Raw genomic sequence first — 14484 nt, forward strand, 5'->3', positions numbered from 1 at the left:
CGCCCCGCGGGGCGCCTTTTTCATGCGGCATCTGTGTCGTCGCTTTCAAGCCGCGCCAGAAGGTTCAACTCGAGTTCCTTCTGAAGCTCCTTGGCACGTTCGATATAGGCGCTGTTTTCTGTCACCGGCACTTCGGGGTCCCAGAGGGCGGCCAGTTCGCGCACCGTGTAGCGGTCGTGGTGGTAGAATTCCTGCTCGACCTGTGCGGCTTCGTATTCGCTGAGACCGATGTTCTCGAGGACGTAGCGGCCTGCCCGCAGGGACGAGTCGAACATTTCGCGGACGATGTCATTTGCCCCGGCATTGTAGAGTTCGAACACGTGATGTCTGTCATGCGCTCGGGCCACGATGTGAAGGTCAGGGCGTTCGCGGCGGGCATGGGCGACCAGCTTGGTTGTGGCCTTCGGATTGTCGAGTGCTGCAACAAGAATTCGGGCCTGTCCCAGTCCGGCCGCGTGCAACAACTCGGGGCGCGTGGGATCACCGAAGAAGCCTTTGACCCCGAAACGACGCATCAGTTCGATGGTGCGCATGTCGTGATCCAGAACCACCGATTTGAACCCGGCCGAGCGCACAAGGCGGTTCACGATCTGACCAAAGCGCCCGATGCCAGCGATGATGACCGGGCCCTGTTCGTCGATCTCGTCATGCGGGTGGTCCGGTTCGTCTTCCTTGATCAGGCGGGAGGCGAAATCGAAGACGATGAACAGGAGTGGCGTGATCAGCATCGAGAGCGCGACGATCAGCAAGAGTGTGTCGGCAATGCCTGCGGGCAGGACATGCTGTTGCACCGAAAAGGAAATCAGAACGAAACCAAATTCGCCCGCCTGAGCCAGCCCAAGCGTAAAGAGCATCTGGTCACGTCCCCGCAGTCCGAAGGCACGGCCCAGAATGAACAGGATCAGGGCCTTGATCGCCATGATGCCAAGCGTGGCACCGAGGATTGGCACCGGGTTTGCAAAGAAGCCGGGGAAGTTGATCTGCGCGCCCACGGTGATGAAGAACAGGCCAAGTAGGAGGCCCTTGAAGGGCTGGATGTCACTTTCGAGTTCGTGGCGGAACTCGCTGTTGGCGAGAAGGACGCCCGCAAGGAAGGTGCCAAGTGCTGGCGAGAGACCGACGAGCATCATCAGGAAGGCGATGCCGACCACGATCAACAGGGCCAACGCGGTGTACATCTCGCGAAGATGTGCAGCGTGGATGAAACGGAACAGGGGGCGTACAAGGTACATGCCGCCCAGGATAATGGCAGCCACGACGCCGATGGTGACAAGGGTTACGCCCCAGCCGGGCAGGCCTTCGACCAGAGACAGACCGGCCCCGTGCCCGGCACCATGATCGTCAGCCTTGTGGATGGAGCCGTCAGACGCGATTTCCATCACAGGCTTCATGGCAAGAAGTGGCAGAAGTGCCAGCATCGGGATCACGGCGATATCCTGCGACAGCAGAACCGAGAAGGTTGAGCGCCCGCCTTTCGTCTGCATCAGGTTCTTTTCCGAGAGCGTTTGCAGAACGATTGCCGTGGACGAGAGCGCAAAGACCAGGCCGACGGCGATCGAGATATTCATCGAATAGCCGAGCATCAGGGAACCGGTCATCACCGAGGCCGCCGTCAGGGCGATTTGCAACCCGCCAAGGCCGATCAGGCGGTGGCGCATGGCCCAGAGGGCCCTTGGATCCAGTTCGAGACCAATCAGGAACAGCATCATCACCACGCCGAATTCGGCAAAGTGCAGAATGTCCTCGGGGCGATCGACGAGGCCAAGAACTGGCCCGATGAACACGCCAGCCAGAAGATAGCCAAGCACCGATCCCATCCCCATGCGCGCGGCGATCGGTACGGCGATCACGGCAGCGAGCAGAAAGATCGAAGCCTGGAAAAGAAATCCGTCCATTTACGTGCTCCTCAGGTCGGCAGTGGCGCATCGCGCTTGAATTGGTCCATGACGATCTGGCTTTGCACACGGCTTACGGCCGGGTGGGGCAGCAGGATTTCGTGGATCAATGTGTTCAGCGCGCTCAGGTCTTCACAATAGACGCGCAAAAGGTAATCCGCATCCCCTGTTAGCGTCCATGCGCTGATCACTTCGGGGCGGGTGCCGACAAGCGACAGGAAGGCGCGGCCGTATTCGGGGCCGTGAACACCCAGCGTGATCTGGATGAAGGCCTGAACGTTGAGGCCGAGTTTGCCGGGGTCCAGTTTGGCGGTGTAGGACTGAATGTAGCCGTCCGCTTCCAATCGCTGTCGGCGACGGCCGGCCTGGCTCGGCGAGAGGTGGAGAATCTCTCCCAACTCCTGTGCCGTCAGGTGGGCGTTCTTCTGAAGTGCGTCCAGTAAGCGTTTGTCCAGATCGTCGAGCATTGCGCAGATTCCGCGTTGAATTCTGATTTAATGCGAAGATAGCGCGAAATTTGTAACGAATGCACGTCACTTTGCGCAAAATTCGCGTGATATGCGGCGTAGAGTCAACTTAGCGAGCACTTAACATCTTCACCAACGCAAGGAGACGCGAGATGGGTCCTTTCCCGCATGATGCCCCCCGAGCCGAAATTTCCGATTTCAACCCCGCCGGCACCGACGGTTTCGAGTTTGTCGAATTTGCCCATCCCGAGCCGCAGGAGTTGCGTGATCTGTTCACCCGCATGGGGTTTGCCCATGTCGCCAATCACAAGACCAAGGCCATCGAGCTGTGGCAGCAGGGCGATGTGACCTACATCCTGAACAACGAGCCGGGCAGCTTTGGCCTGCGCTTTGTCGAGGAACACGGTCCCTGCGCCCCGTCGATGGGCTGGCGCGTGGTTGACGCGCAGAAAGCCTATGAGCACGCTGTTGCGCAGGGTGCCGAGCCTTACGACGCCGAGGACAAGACGCTGAACTGGCCGGCGATCAAGGGGATTGGCGGCTCGCTGCTGTATTTCACCGATCAGTACTATGACACCTCGCCGTATAACGAGGAGTTCGACTGGACTACAACGTCGAAGCCGGAAGGCGACGGGTTCTACTATCTCGACCACCTGACCCACAATGTGTTCAAGGGCAACATGGACAAGTGGTTCAAGTTCTACGGTGATCTGTTCAACTTCCGTGAAATCCGCTTCTTCGACATCGAAGGCAAGTTCACCGGCCTGTTCAGCCGCGCGCTGACATCGCCCTGTGGCAAGATCCGTATCCCGATCAATGAGGATCGCGGGGAAACCGGCCAGATCGTCAGCTACCTGAAAAAGTACAACGGCGAAGGCATCCAGCATATCGCGGTCGGGACCGATGATATTTACAGCGCCACCGATGCGATTGCCGAAAAAGGCCTGAAGTTCATGCCCGGTCCGAACGAGACCTACTATGATCTCAGCTATGATCGGGTGGCGGGCCATGATGAGCCCAAGGACCGGATGATGAAACACGGCATCCTGATCGACGGCGAAGGTGTCGTGAACGGCGGCGAGACCAAGATCCTGTTGCAGATCTTCTCGAAAACCGTGATCGGTCCGATCTTTTTTGAGTTCATCCAGCGCAAGGGCGATGACGGCTTTGGCGAAGGCAACTTCAAGGCGCTGTTTGAATCCATCGAGCGCGAGCAGATCGAAAGCGGGGAAATCCAGGCGGCCGAATAATCTGGAGCATCCCCTGAAAACACCCCGTTCGTCCTTCCCGGGGTTGCGCCGTTCCGAGCTTTCGGAGCGGCGTATTTTGTTGCGAGACGCGATTTCGAAATCGCGTCCAAAGCCCTTTGCAAAGGGCTTTGCGCCGCAACGTCCATGTTGATCGGTATCGGGTCTTGGGCAAGGCTTGTCGCAAGGGGGAGGACACCATGACCGACACACCATTGAACAAGACCTTCATTACGGTGAAGGGCAAGCGTATGGCCTATGCCGAGATGGGCGAGGGAGACCCGATCCTGTTCCTGCATGGCAACCCGACATCCTCGTACCTGTGGCGCAATGTGGTGCCACATGTCGCGGACATGGGGCGGGTGATCGTGCCTGACCTGATCGGGATGGGGGACAGCGAGAAGCTCGATAACGTCGGTCCGGAAAGCTATCGGTTCGTGGAGCACCGCGCCTATCTGGATGCCTTGCTGGAGCAGGTGTTGGGGGATGCGGGTAACGTGACGCTTGTGATCCACGACTGGGGCTCGGCGCTTGGGTTCGATTGGGCCAATCGGCACCGCGACCGCGTCAAGGGCATCTGTTACATGGAGGGCATCGTGCAGCCGGTGCCCTGGTCCGAATGGCCGGATGCCGCCAAGCCGATCTTCGAGGCTTTCCGGTCTCCTGCGGGAGAAGAGATGATCCTGGAAAAGAACCTTTTCATCGAGGCCGTCTTGCCGGGCTCCATCCTGCGCAAGCTGAGCGATGCGGAGATGGCGGAGTATCGCAAGCCCTTTGCAAATGCCGGAGAGGACCGCCGCCCAACCCTGACCTGGCCCCGCCAGATCCCGATTGACGGCACGCCAGAGGACGTGACGGCGATTGTTGCCGATTATGCGAAGTGGATGGCGGCGAACGATCTGCCCAAGCTTTTCGTGAATGCCGAACCGGGCGCGATCCTGATCGGGGCACAGCGGGAGTTCTGCCGCAGCTGGAAGAACCAGACTGAGGTCACGGTGAAGGGGAGCCATTTCATTCAGGAAGACAGCCCTGACGAGATCGGCGCGGCGCTGCGGGCGTGGATGGCGTCTGGCTAGGCGTTTTTCATTGATTGGGTCCGCCGTTTGCTGGACGCTCCGAGAAGGGAGGTCAGCACATGGCGGAACAACCGAATATTATCCTGATCCTTGCGGACGACATGGGGTTTGCCGATCTGGGCTGCACAGGCTCCGAGATCAGGACACCCCACATCGACAGTCTGGCGGCGAACGGGGCCTTGCTGACCTCGATGTACAATTGCGCGCGATGTTGTCCGACGCGCGCTTCGCTTTTGACCGGGCTCTACCCGCATAGCGCGGGCGTGGGCCACATGGGGGCCGATCTTGGGACACCGGCCTATCAGGGGTTCCTGCGCAGTGACAGCGCGACGATTGCAGAACATCTGCGGCCAGCCGGCTATGGCACGCTGATGAGTGGGAAATGGCATGTGGCCGGGGACTTCGAGCCGCGTAACGTCGACAGTTGGCGGGTGGGAGACGTGGATCATCCAACACCCCGCCAACGCGGGTTCGATCGGTTCTATGGCATTCTGGACGGGGCGACGCATTTCTTCAGCCCGCACTACATGCTGGAGGATGACAGCCGGGTGCAGGTCTTTCCCGATGATTTCTATTTCACCGATGCGATTACCGACAAGGCCATCGGCATGATCGAAGAGAGCGTGGCAGATGGCGCGCCTTTCTTTCTGTATCTGGCCCACACGGCCCCGCACTGGCCGCTGCACGCCCATCCTGAGGATATCGCCCGCTATGACGGGGTTTACAGTGCCGGTTGGGATGCGATCCGGACGGCGAGACACGAGACGATGAATGACATGGGCCTGTTTTCATCGAATTGGGAGATTTCGCACCGCGACGAAGGTGTTCATCCGTGGTCAGCCGAGGAGAATACCGATTGGGAGGCGCGCAAGATGGCGGCCTATGCGGCGATGGTGGATCGGATGGATCAATCCATCGGGACGCTGGTGGCCGCGCTAAAGCGGCTCGGGCAGTTCGACAACACGCTGATCCTGTTCCTGAGCGACAATGGAGGCTGTGCCGAGTTCATGGCCGAGGATGGCTGGGCCAAGTTCTTTCCGGACAAGACCCACGACGGGCGGCAGATCGTGATGGGCAACCGGCCGGATGTGATGCCGGGGGATGCGCTGACCTACCAGAGCTATGACAAGCCGTGGGCGAACGTGTCGAACGCGCCCTTCCGCCTGTTCAAGCACTATGTCCACGAAGGGGGGATTTCCACGCCGCTGGTGGCGCACTGGCCGAAAGGCATTCGGCCGGATGGCGCGCGTCATGCTCCCTGCCATGTTGCCGATGTGCTGCCGACCATCCTGGAGGCGGCTGGCGTGCCGTATCAGAAAGAAGTGGGCGGACATGCGATCCAGCCGTGTGAAGGTGAGAGTTTCCTGCCCCTGCTGAAGGGCAGCGATTGGGAGCGCAGCCAGCCGATTTTCTTTGAGCATGAAGGCAATGCGGCGGTGCGGGCCGGGCGCTTTAAGCTGGTGCGCCAGCATGGTGCTGACTGGGAGCTTTATGACATGGAGGTTGATCGCACCGAGTTGCACGATCTTGCCGGGCGTAGTGGGCGGCAAGAGCGCGATCTTGTGGCCCAGTATCAGGATTGGGCGCAGAAGGTTGGGGTTGAGGACTGGGACCGTCAATTGCCCAAGCTTCTGAAAGCCTGGGGGCTGCAAAGCGTGGACGGGTGAGTTAGCCCTTGGGCATTTTCAAGACGACGTTGCGCCCGGATTTCACATAACGCAGCTCGGTTTCGCCGATGGCGGAGACCTTGCCACCATCAATCCGGTCGCCCACTTGCACCTTCTTGTAGCGGCCGTTGGACAGGCGCACGAGGGCGCGGCGGTCGGAGGAGGTGCCATAGACGCCGATCAGGTTGATCTTGTTGAGCTTGATGGCGTTCTGAATGGTCGCCTGACGTGCGACCGACGCGGTGGTCGGAATTTTCGGTGTAACGGTGGCGGCCACAGGCACAGCCGCGACCGGCTCTGACGGGGTGGCCCGAGCGACGATCTGGCTGAAGTTCGAGGGGCGGACACGCGGCTTCACCGATGTCAGCACGGCCATCTTGTTGGGGGTGGTGTCTTTCTCTTCGGCGAACTTGGCCGATTCCGGACGCAAACGAGGGCGTATTTTGCCCAGTTCGGCAATCGTGCGCCCGCCGTTGTTGGCGCGCTCGTTCTGTTCAATCAGATCAGATGGGCGCAGACGTGGGCGAATTTTCGAAATCCGGGCCTCGTCTTCCGGTGTCAGGGTTTCGCCGGGGGCGGGCTGGCGTTTGGGATAGGCAGCAGGCAGGACAACCGGTTTTCCAAGGAACACGCGAATGCCATCCGGTGACATCGCGCCATTGCGCGTTGCGACTACGAGGCCGTTTTCGTCGAGATCAAAGGTCTGGTCCGCCGGGAGAGGCGACATGACCCGCGGGGCGGGACGATCGGTTTGCAGCGCGGTCAATGCGGGCAGGGCAATGGCGTCCTGTGCGGTTTGTACCGAGTCGATGGAGGTCGGATAAAGGGAATCCGTGCTATCTCCCAGCGCCGGAACCGCCTGCTCTGGCGCACGTTCCCAGATGCCGGTGACGGCATAGCGCGCTTCGGCTTCCTGCTCGGTAGGCGCAGTCGGATGCACGTCGTCGGTCATCGCCTCGATTTCGGCGCTGTCGGTAATGCTGTCGGTCCCAACGGGCTCGAGAAGAGCGGTTTCCATCTCGCTGTCCGCGAGGTCCGGAACCTCTACGGTTTCAGCATCCGGGGCAACGATTTCAAGACCCGGGGTCGGCTGGCTTTCCGGCGCCGTATCGGCGATCTGCGCGGGGGGATCACGGCGGAAAAGCCCTGCGACACCGCCTTCCAGGAACAGCGAGGCCCAAACGGCGACGGCCGCCAGGAAGACAATAAGCAGAACGGTCAGCAGCAGGCCGAGAAAACGCGGTTTGCCCCCGATCATGCCGTCGCGCGCGCCGAAGATGGCCATCCTTTTGTGCTCGGGATCCGCCGGGGTCACTGTTTCCCGCCGGATGCGCGGGGCGCGTGGGCCTTCGTTGTCCCGGCTGCGTGTAAAGGTGGCAGGGGTTTCCGCTACTGTCTCTTCAGACCCCGCGGGGGCCGGCGGCAGATCGTCCTTTGCGGTGGCGCGAAGACCGGCGGCAATGCGCGCCGGGTCAAACCGCAGTTCGGCATCTTCCTTGCTGGGTGCAAGGCTTGCCGCAGGCACCGTACCGTCGTTGACAGAGGGGCCTTCTACGGCTGGGGCCGGCTGTGGCGCTGAACGGCGCGAGCCAAAAGCGATGGGGGCCGCTTCCGGCTCTTCTGGCTTTGCCGGTTCGGCCGGATCTTCATCTTCGACAACCGGTTCTGGGTCACTTTCGACGGACTCGGTCAGAGGCAATTCGGGTTGAGCAGCGACAGGTGGTGTTCCGCGGTGAGCATCCTCAAACGCGGCTGTGTCGATTTCCTCGACCGGCGCTTCTTCCGGAGCAGGGTCTGGGGCTCCGGTGCCGATGATGCGAATGGGTTCGACCTCGGCTTCGGGTGCTGCCCGGCCAAGAAGCTCGCCCGCGATTTCGGTCGGGCCGAAGAAAGGTTCGCGCGGGAAGTCTTCGTCATCCGGAATTGCAACGAAGCATACCGGATTGAAGGCATGCTCCTTGGCGAATGTTTCCGCTTCGACAAGTGTTTCACGGGCGACGGCGGCGACATGTGTCAGGCGCCGTTCGGGGGCGATCACGAAGGAGAGTTCATCCGCCTGATAAGGCGTTGTCGCCTCGAGTTCTTCCCTGGCCTGGGCACGCCGTTGCTTTGGCGGCACCTTGCCGGTCTCGATGGTCAGATACTTGATCTGATCATTGGGCAGGACAAGTTTCGTCCTGAAATCCGGCCCAGCAATGGCTTCGGCCATCTGGCGCAAGCCTTCGAGCTCAACCCCGAGATCTTCGGAGGTGAGCGAGGCTTCGCCCAAAAGGTTCCAGCCCCCTTCGACGCGGCAAAGAAGGCTAATCCCTTCAAAAGAAAGGCAAAGGGCAAAATCCGGTTTCATGCTGTGGCCTTAGCACCCAAACTTGGCTGTCGGTAGTCCTTATTCAATTTCAGCATTTTATAGCAGGGTTTCGCCGAAAGGAAGGAAAAGAGATGGCAGCGTTTTGACAGTACCCATGAGGGGTGGTCTGAGTGGTGCGAAAGCATATGGAGGTACGTTATGCGTGTGATGAGTATGATTTTGGGTCTCGCTGTGGTTCTTGCCTCGGTGGCCGGTTCACCTGCTTTGGCAGAGGGGCGGCAGATCACCGTTCAGGGGCAGGGCAGTGTCGAGGCTGTGCCGGACATGGCGGTTTTGACGATGGGGGTATCGCGTCAGGCCGATACCGCCGGGGATGCCATGGCGCTTGTGGCCGGGGCGGCGCAAGAGATGTTGGCGCGGCTTGAGGCGATGGGTGTTGAAGCCCGTGACATGCAGACAAGCGAATTGTCTCTGCATCCTGTCTGGGAGCGGGATCGTTACGAGAACCGCGCGCCCAAGGTGATTGGTTTCAACGCGTCGACCCAAGTAACAGTGAAACTGCGTGATCTTGCGCGGGTTGGGCAGGTATTGGACGCGGTGGTGCAGGATGGCGCGAACCAGTTCAACGGCCTGCGCTTTTCGCTGCAGGATCCCGACCCGCAGATGAACGAAGCGCGTGTGGCAGCCGTTGCGGATGCGCGGGCGCGGGCCGAGCTTTATGCCAAGGCGGCGGGGGTAACCCTTGGGCCGGTTCTGAGCATCCAGGAACATGGAGGTGCTGCCCCTGCGCCGGTGTTCATGGCGCGGGCCGCCATGGCCGAGGCGGCGATGCCGATTGCCGAAGGCGAGGTGTCGGTGCAGGCTGGCGTGACGATGGTGTTCGCGATCGCGGATTGATCGACACCCCTGAAAAAGCAAAAGGCCGCGCGGGCTGCGCGGCCTTTGTTATTTGTGTCAGCCCCGTTTAGCCGTGGGCTTTGTTCAGCGCCTGATCCAGATCCCGGATCAGGTCTTCGGCGTTCTCGATGCCGATCGAGATGCGCACCACGTTCGGGCCGGCACCTGCGGCTTCCTGCTGTTCCGGGGTCAGCTGGCGGTGGGTGGTCGAGGCCGAGTGGATCACCAGCGAACGGGCATCGCCAAGGTTGGCGACGTGGCTGAAGATTTCGAGGCTGTCGACGAACTTGACGCAAGCGTCATAGCCGCCTTTCAGGGCCACGGTGAACAGACCGCCCGCGCCTTTCGGGCAGACGGTGGCAACGCGGTTGTTGTAGGGCGAGGATTCGAGGCCTGCATAGGTCACGTAGTCCACGTGGTCGTGACCTTCGAGCCAGCTCGAGATGGTCTTGGCGTTTTCAACGTGGCGCTCCATGCGCAGGCTCAGGGTTTCGATGCCCATCAGCGTGTAGTGCGCCGCCTGCGGGTTCATGGTCATGCCGAGGTCGCGCAGGCCGATGGCGATGCCGTGGAAGGTGAAGGCCAGCGGGCCAAAGGTCTCGTGGAACTTCAGGCCGTGGTAGGCTTGTTCCGGTGCCGAGAGCGAGGGGAACTTGTCGCTTGCCGACCAGTCGAACTTGCCCGAGTCGACGACACAGCCGCCGGTGACCGTGCCGTTGCCGGTCAGGTACTTGGTGGTCGAGTGGACAACCAGCGTCGCACCGAGGGAAATCGGGTTGCAGAGGTAGGGCGTCGCCGAAGTGTTGTCGACGATCAGCGGCACGCCGGCCTTGTCCGCGATGGCCGCAATGGCCGGGATGTCGGTGATGTAGCCACCCGGGTTGGCGATGGATTCGCAGAACACCGCGCGGGTGTTTTCGTCGATGGCTTCGGCCACGGCGGCCTCGTCATCGAAATCAACGAACTTGGCCGACCAGCCAAAGCGTTTGATGGTCTGGCTGAACTGGGTGATGGTGCCGCCGTAAAGACGGGTGGAGGCAACCACATTGGTGCCGGGGCCCATCAGCGGGAACAGCGCCATGATCTGGGCCGCGTGGCCGGACGAGCAGCAGACCGCGCCAACACCGCCTTCGAGGGTCGCGATGCGTTCTTGCAGGACGGCGACAGTCGGGTTGGTCAGGCGCGAGTAGATGTAGCCCACTTCCTGAAGGTTGAAGAGTGCCGCCGCATGTTCGGCGTCGCGGAAGACATAGGCCGTCGACTGGTAGATCGGCGTCTGGCGCGCGCCAGTGGCCGGATCGGGACGGGCGCCCGCGTGGATCTGCAAAGTATCAAAACCGTAGGTGGCCCCTTCGGACATGATGTTTCCTCCTATAAAAATCCTTGGGCAAATGTTTAGGGGCTGGCCGGACAGGGTGCAACGCGTTTGGTCGCGAAAGGATGGCGTTCCGATTTCGCGTGCGTTTCGGGGAAAATGCTCTGGATTTCAGGTGGTGCGGTTCTGCTAGCGCATCCAAAAGCCGTTGCGTTTGATCGTATTGCGGATGGCCTGTTCCTTGCGGGGCAGGTGAGCGCGGTCAAACAGCGCGCGGACCTTTTCGCCACGCCCCTGATAGATCATGCGTTTCATGGGCTCGTATTGCTTGAGAACCTTCTTGATCTTGTTGGGGCTGGCGACCTCTTCCAGAACCTCGACCACGCGATCACTTTCACGCGCATAAAGCAGCGGGAACAGGCGGTAGTGGCAGGTCACATCGCCATCGAGATACCCTTCCGGCAGGGCGTCGCGCCCCCCGCCGAGGGAATGGATCACAAGGGGCAGGGCCACTTGATCAAGCCAGGGATCAAGGCTCTGGCAGACAAGTTCACTGGGCATGTCCCACTTGATGTCATGGGCGTATTTCAGAAAGCGCTCACCAAAGAGTTTGGGGCACTTGTAGTAGAAGAATCCCGCGTTGAAATAGAGATAGCGGCGCCAGTATTCATCCGGTTGCGACAGGTCGAGCGAGCTTTCGAAATCCAGCTCGAACTTGTCGTAGAGGGATTTCCAGATTTCGGTGTAGCCGGGGCCATAAAGTTCGAGAGTCGGCCATGTGCCTTCTACCCGGCGCGAGGCGCTGGGGCGGTCGAAATCGAACGGCACGGACATCAGGTCACCCGTGACCAGCGTGTCGGTGTCGAAGAACACGAAGGGTTCGCCCTCGGGCAGGGCGGCCAGACCTTCGATCTTGTTGGCATAGGGGTAATGCTGGCCGAAATAGGGGCTTTCGAAGGGGATGATTTCGGCACCGAGGCTTTCGAGCGTTGCGCGGACGTCATCCTGTTTGATGCGCGGATCATCCCACCAGTTTTTGCCCGGTTGCGGCTCGGCCACGATCAGGCGGCCCTTGAAATCAGGCGAGTTGGCCCGCAACGAGGCAGCAAAAAGGATCGCCTCGTACTGAAGGCGCCCCTTGTGGCCGACGATCATGATGTTGAAATTGGCCTGCTTCGACGCTTTTCTTGCCATTTACTCTAATGCCCTGCACCATACCTGTGGCGCGAGTATAGCGGCGAAATCCTCTCTTAAAAGCAAGGATTTGAATTATCTCATCGCCAAAGCGCGGCATTTTGAAATGGGAGGTTAAGATGAAAGCAACACGATGGATGGCACTGGCGCTGGGCCTTGTCGCAGCACCCGCCCTCGCGACAAGCGAGCGCGCGGTGGAGGATCAGACACCCACCGGTAAGTTCCTGACGGCAACCGAAGTACGCCCCATTCTCGAGGCCACCAAAGGCAACTGGATCGCGGTGCGCGAGTTCAACGGGCAGGACCTGCTGTACTTTACACACCTGATTTCTTGGCGCTGTGGGCTGTATGAAATCCATTTCCGCGTGAATGGCGGGCCGACCAAACAGTTCCCCATCAACAACTGCGATCCGGAAACTCACATGGTGGGCAGTGTGCCGGAGAACGCCTTGATCTATCTGGAGTATCCCCTGGGTTCGATCGAGACCATCGAGGTGGATCTGCTCTATGACGACCTTGGGACGGCCACCGAGACGTTCGAGCGCAAGAACGTGATGACGCCCTGAGCGGGCGTCAAATCTAGCTTACAGAATGAAGTCGTCGGCTGTCAGGCCGATGACATTGCGCAGATACAGCATGCCTTCGAACTTGCCGTCACCATTGGTGTCCCAGAAGACCTTGGTCCAGTTTTCAGTCGGGTTCGCCTTGATGCGCAGCTCTGCCTGACCGTTGCCGGTCAGGGCGACGCCCTTGATGAAGTTGAACTCGCCTTCGACCATCGCCGAGACGTCGATCAGGTCTTCGCCGCGCGTGAAGTCATGAATGGTGTCGGCGTTGGCCAAGGTGCGGCCGGAGTCGAATTTGTTCGTGAAAACAAAGGTGTCGAGACCCTCATCACCCGTCAAGTTGTCCCGTCCGCGCCCGCCCGTCAGCACGTCATTGCCCGCGCCGCCATAGAGATCGTCGTCACCAAATCCGCCCTTTAGAAGATCATCGTCTTCCTCGCCCCGCAGGATATCGCGCCCGGTGCCGCCCTTCAGCACGTCGTCGCCGTACCCACCAAGCAACTGGTCGAGGTCCGCGCCGCCCTTGAGCGTGTCGTTGCCTGCACCGCCCTTGATCTGGTCCGCGCCCTTGTTGCCGACAAGGCGGTTGTCTCCGGCATTTCCGTCAATGATGTCGTTGCTCTGGCTGCCCCAGACCCTCGTATCCCCGACGCCGAGAAGGGCTGCCCGTTCGATGGAGTTGACCATCGTGATGTTACCGGTCGAGGAGACCGTGTCAAAGCCGTTGCCCCCGTCGATGATGGGGGTTCCGCCCCAGACAAAGAACTGGTCATTGCCGTCGCCGCCGTTGACCTCTCCGGTAGAGCCTGCGTGGAACTCGGCCATGTCGTTTCCATCGCCGAGGTTGACCGCTCCGAGGACAGTTCCGCTGTTGATAAAGGTATCGTTGCCGTCGGACATGGTGACGTAACCGTCGATCTGCCCGGTGTTTTCGACGCGTGCATTGGCCCCTTCGAGCAGAACGTTGCCGATCAGGCTACCCGAGTTGATGACGGTAGAGGTGTCTGTTGCGAGCATGGCATGGACTGCAAACAGGCTGCCTTGCACGGTGCCGGTGTTGACGACCAGCAGAATACCATTTCTTGCCAGAATGCCGGTGGAGGCCGCGCCGGTTGCCAGAATGTCCCCGGAATTGTTGATCGCAAGATCGGACCTTCCGACAATGGCGTCAGCATTGCCAACGATACGACCCGTGTTGGCGATGGAGGATGCGAAGGTGCCTGAGATCTGGCCGGCAATGTCGATCGCTGCCCTGTTGGACGAGATTGTCCCGTTGTTGATGATTTCGTGGTTCTGGATCAGGGATGAAAGCTTGATCGCCTCGTAGTCAGAAGAAATCTCGCCATTGTTGGTGATGTGGTTGAGGCCACCCTGAAGGAAAAGGGCGTTGCCGTTCGCACTCCAGAGCTTGCCGCCTTCGCCGATCGTGATTTGGGCGTTGAGGGTGGCGTCGCGGTCCACCTCGAGGTCAATTGCGCGTCCGTTGCTGAGGACATCGCCGGATACAAAGATCGACTGACCGCTTTCGTCGGTCATGTTTTCGATGCCAGCCTCGGCGAGGGTTGCGGTCTCGGTGATGATGAGCGTTTCGTTGTCGGCCAGTACGATGTCTGTGGTCGAAAAGGTATTGAGAATTGTCATCTGGCTGCTCCGAAATCATGAAAACTATGTCGGGGGCACGGCGGGTGGACGAGTGGGATCCGGTCGACGCGTCGGGACTTGCATCTGTATGCCATGCCCCCGGTCCGGGTGGACGCGGGCAACTTAGGGCGTGTCTTTGCAAAGACATATCCCCGTAAATTAGGGGGTATGTGGGGTGTGTCTGGCCAAGTGGTTGTGCCGATATAGGTTT

The 14484-nt window shown here is 60.2% G+C and carries 11 protein-coding genes; 5 read left to right on the forward strand and 6 right to left on the reverse strand.

The window, feature by feature from the left end; genetic code table 11:
* Positions 1-20: 20 nt before the first annotated feature.
* Positions 21-1895 (reverse strand): monovalent cation:proton antiporter-2 (CPA2) family protein, encoded by a 1875-nt coding sequence (locus NNA36_RS05270; protein ID WP_255104868.1) that lies wholly within the window; start codon positions 1893-1895, stop codon positions 21-23.
* An 11-nt stretch (positions 1896-1906) separates the two neighbouring features.
* Positions 1907-2362 carry an Lrp/AsnC family transcriptional regulator gene (locus NNA36_RS05275; RefSeq protein ID WP_255104870.1) on the reverse strand — a complete coding sequence of 152 codons (456 nt, stop codon included), beginning with the start codon at positions 2360-2362 and terminating at the stop codon, positions 1907-1909.
* Between the two features lie 152 nt (positions 2363-2514).
* Here NNA36_RS05275 and hppD point away from each other — a divergent pair, with 152 nt between their 5' ends.
* The 3 genes from hppD (at position 2515) to NNA36_RS05290 (ending at position 6352) form a co-directional block, all read left to right on the forward strand.
* Positions 2515-3612, forward strand: coding sequence for a 4-hydroxyphenylpyruvate dioxygenase (gene hppD, locus NNA36_RS05280; RefSeq protein WP_255104873.1), 1098 nt, complete (start codon positions 2515-2517; stop codon positions 3610-3612).
* A gap of 197 nt (positions 3613-3809) precedes the next feature.
* Positions 3810-4685: a haloalkane dehalogenase gene (locus NNA36_RS05285; protein WP_255104875.1), complete on the forward strand. Its 876-nt coding sequence runs from the start codon at positions 3810-3812 to the stop codon at positions 4683-4685.
* Between the two features lie 59 nt (positions 4686-4744).
* A complete protein-coding gene (locus NNA36_RS05290) occupies positions 4745-6352 on the forward strand; it encodes an arylsulfatase (protein ID WP_255104878.1) in 1608 nt (535 codons plus the stop codon).
* A 1-nt stretch (position 6353) separates the two neighbouring features.
* Here NNA36_RS05290 and NNA36_RS05295 read toward each other — a convergent pair whose 3' ends face one another.
* Complete coding sequence (locus NNA36_RS05295) at positions 6354-8699, reverse strand: hypothetical protein (protein ID WP_255104880.1); 2346 nt, start codon at positions 8697-8699, stop codon at positions 6354-6356.
* 159 nt (positions 8700-8858) lie between these two features.
* Here NNA36_RS05295 and NNA36_RS05300 point away from each other — a divergent pair, with 159 nt between their 5' ends.
* Positions 8859-9557 (forward strand): SIMPL domain-containing protein, encoded by a 699-nt coding sequence (locus NNA36_RS05300; protein ID WP_255104882.1) that lies wholly within the window; start codon positions 8859-8861, stop codon positions 9555-9557.
* Between the two features lie 67 nt (positions 9558-9624).
* Here NNA36_RS05300 and NNA36_RS05305 read toward each other — a convergent pair whose 3' ends face one another.
* Together NNA36_RS05305 and NNA36_RS05310 are read right to left on the reverse strand one after the other, a co-directional pair.
* Positions 9625-10917: an O-acetylhomoserine aminocarboxypropyltransferase/cysteine synthase family protein gene (locus NNA36_RS05305; RefSeq protein ID WP_255104885.1), complete on the reverse strand. Its 1293-nt coding sequence runs from the start codon at positions 10915-10917 to the stop codon at positions 9625-9627.
* A 144-nt stretch (positions 10918-11061) separates the two neighbouring features.
* Positions 11062-12066: a hypothetical protein gene (locus tag NNA36_RS05310; RefSeq protein ID WP_255104888.1), complete on the reverse strand. Its 1005-nt coding sequence runs from the start codon at positions 12064-12066 to the stop codon at positions 11062-11064.
* A 119-nt stretch (positions 12067-12185) separates the two neighbouring features.
* Between NNA36_RS05310 and NNA36_RS05315 the strand changes: the two genes are divergently transcribed.
* Positions 12186-12632, forward strand: a complete 447-nt coding sequence (locus tag NNA36_RS05315; RefSeq protein WP_255104890.1) for a hypothetical protein — start codon at positions 12186-12188, stop codon at positions 12630-12632.
* Positions 12633-12650: 18 nt separating this feature from the next.
* On the opposite strand, the gene NNA36_RS05320 is transcribed toward NNA36_RS05315, so the two are convergent.
* Positions 12651-14273 (reverse strand): calcium-binding protein, encoded by a 1623-nt coding sequence (locus NNA36_RS05320; protein WP_255104893.1) that lies wholly within the window; start codon positions 14271-14273, stop codon positions 12651-12653.
* Positions 14274-14484 lie beyond the last annotated feature (211 nt).

The sequence above is a fragment of the Shimia sp. CNT1-13L.2 genome (assembly GCF_024331145.1).
Taxonomy (GTDB): Bacteria; Pseudomonadota; Alphaproteobacteria; order Rhodobacterales; family Rhodobacteraceae; genus Shimia.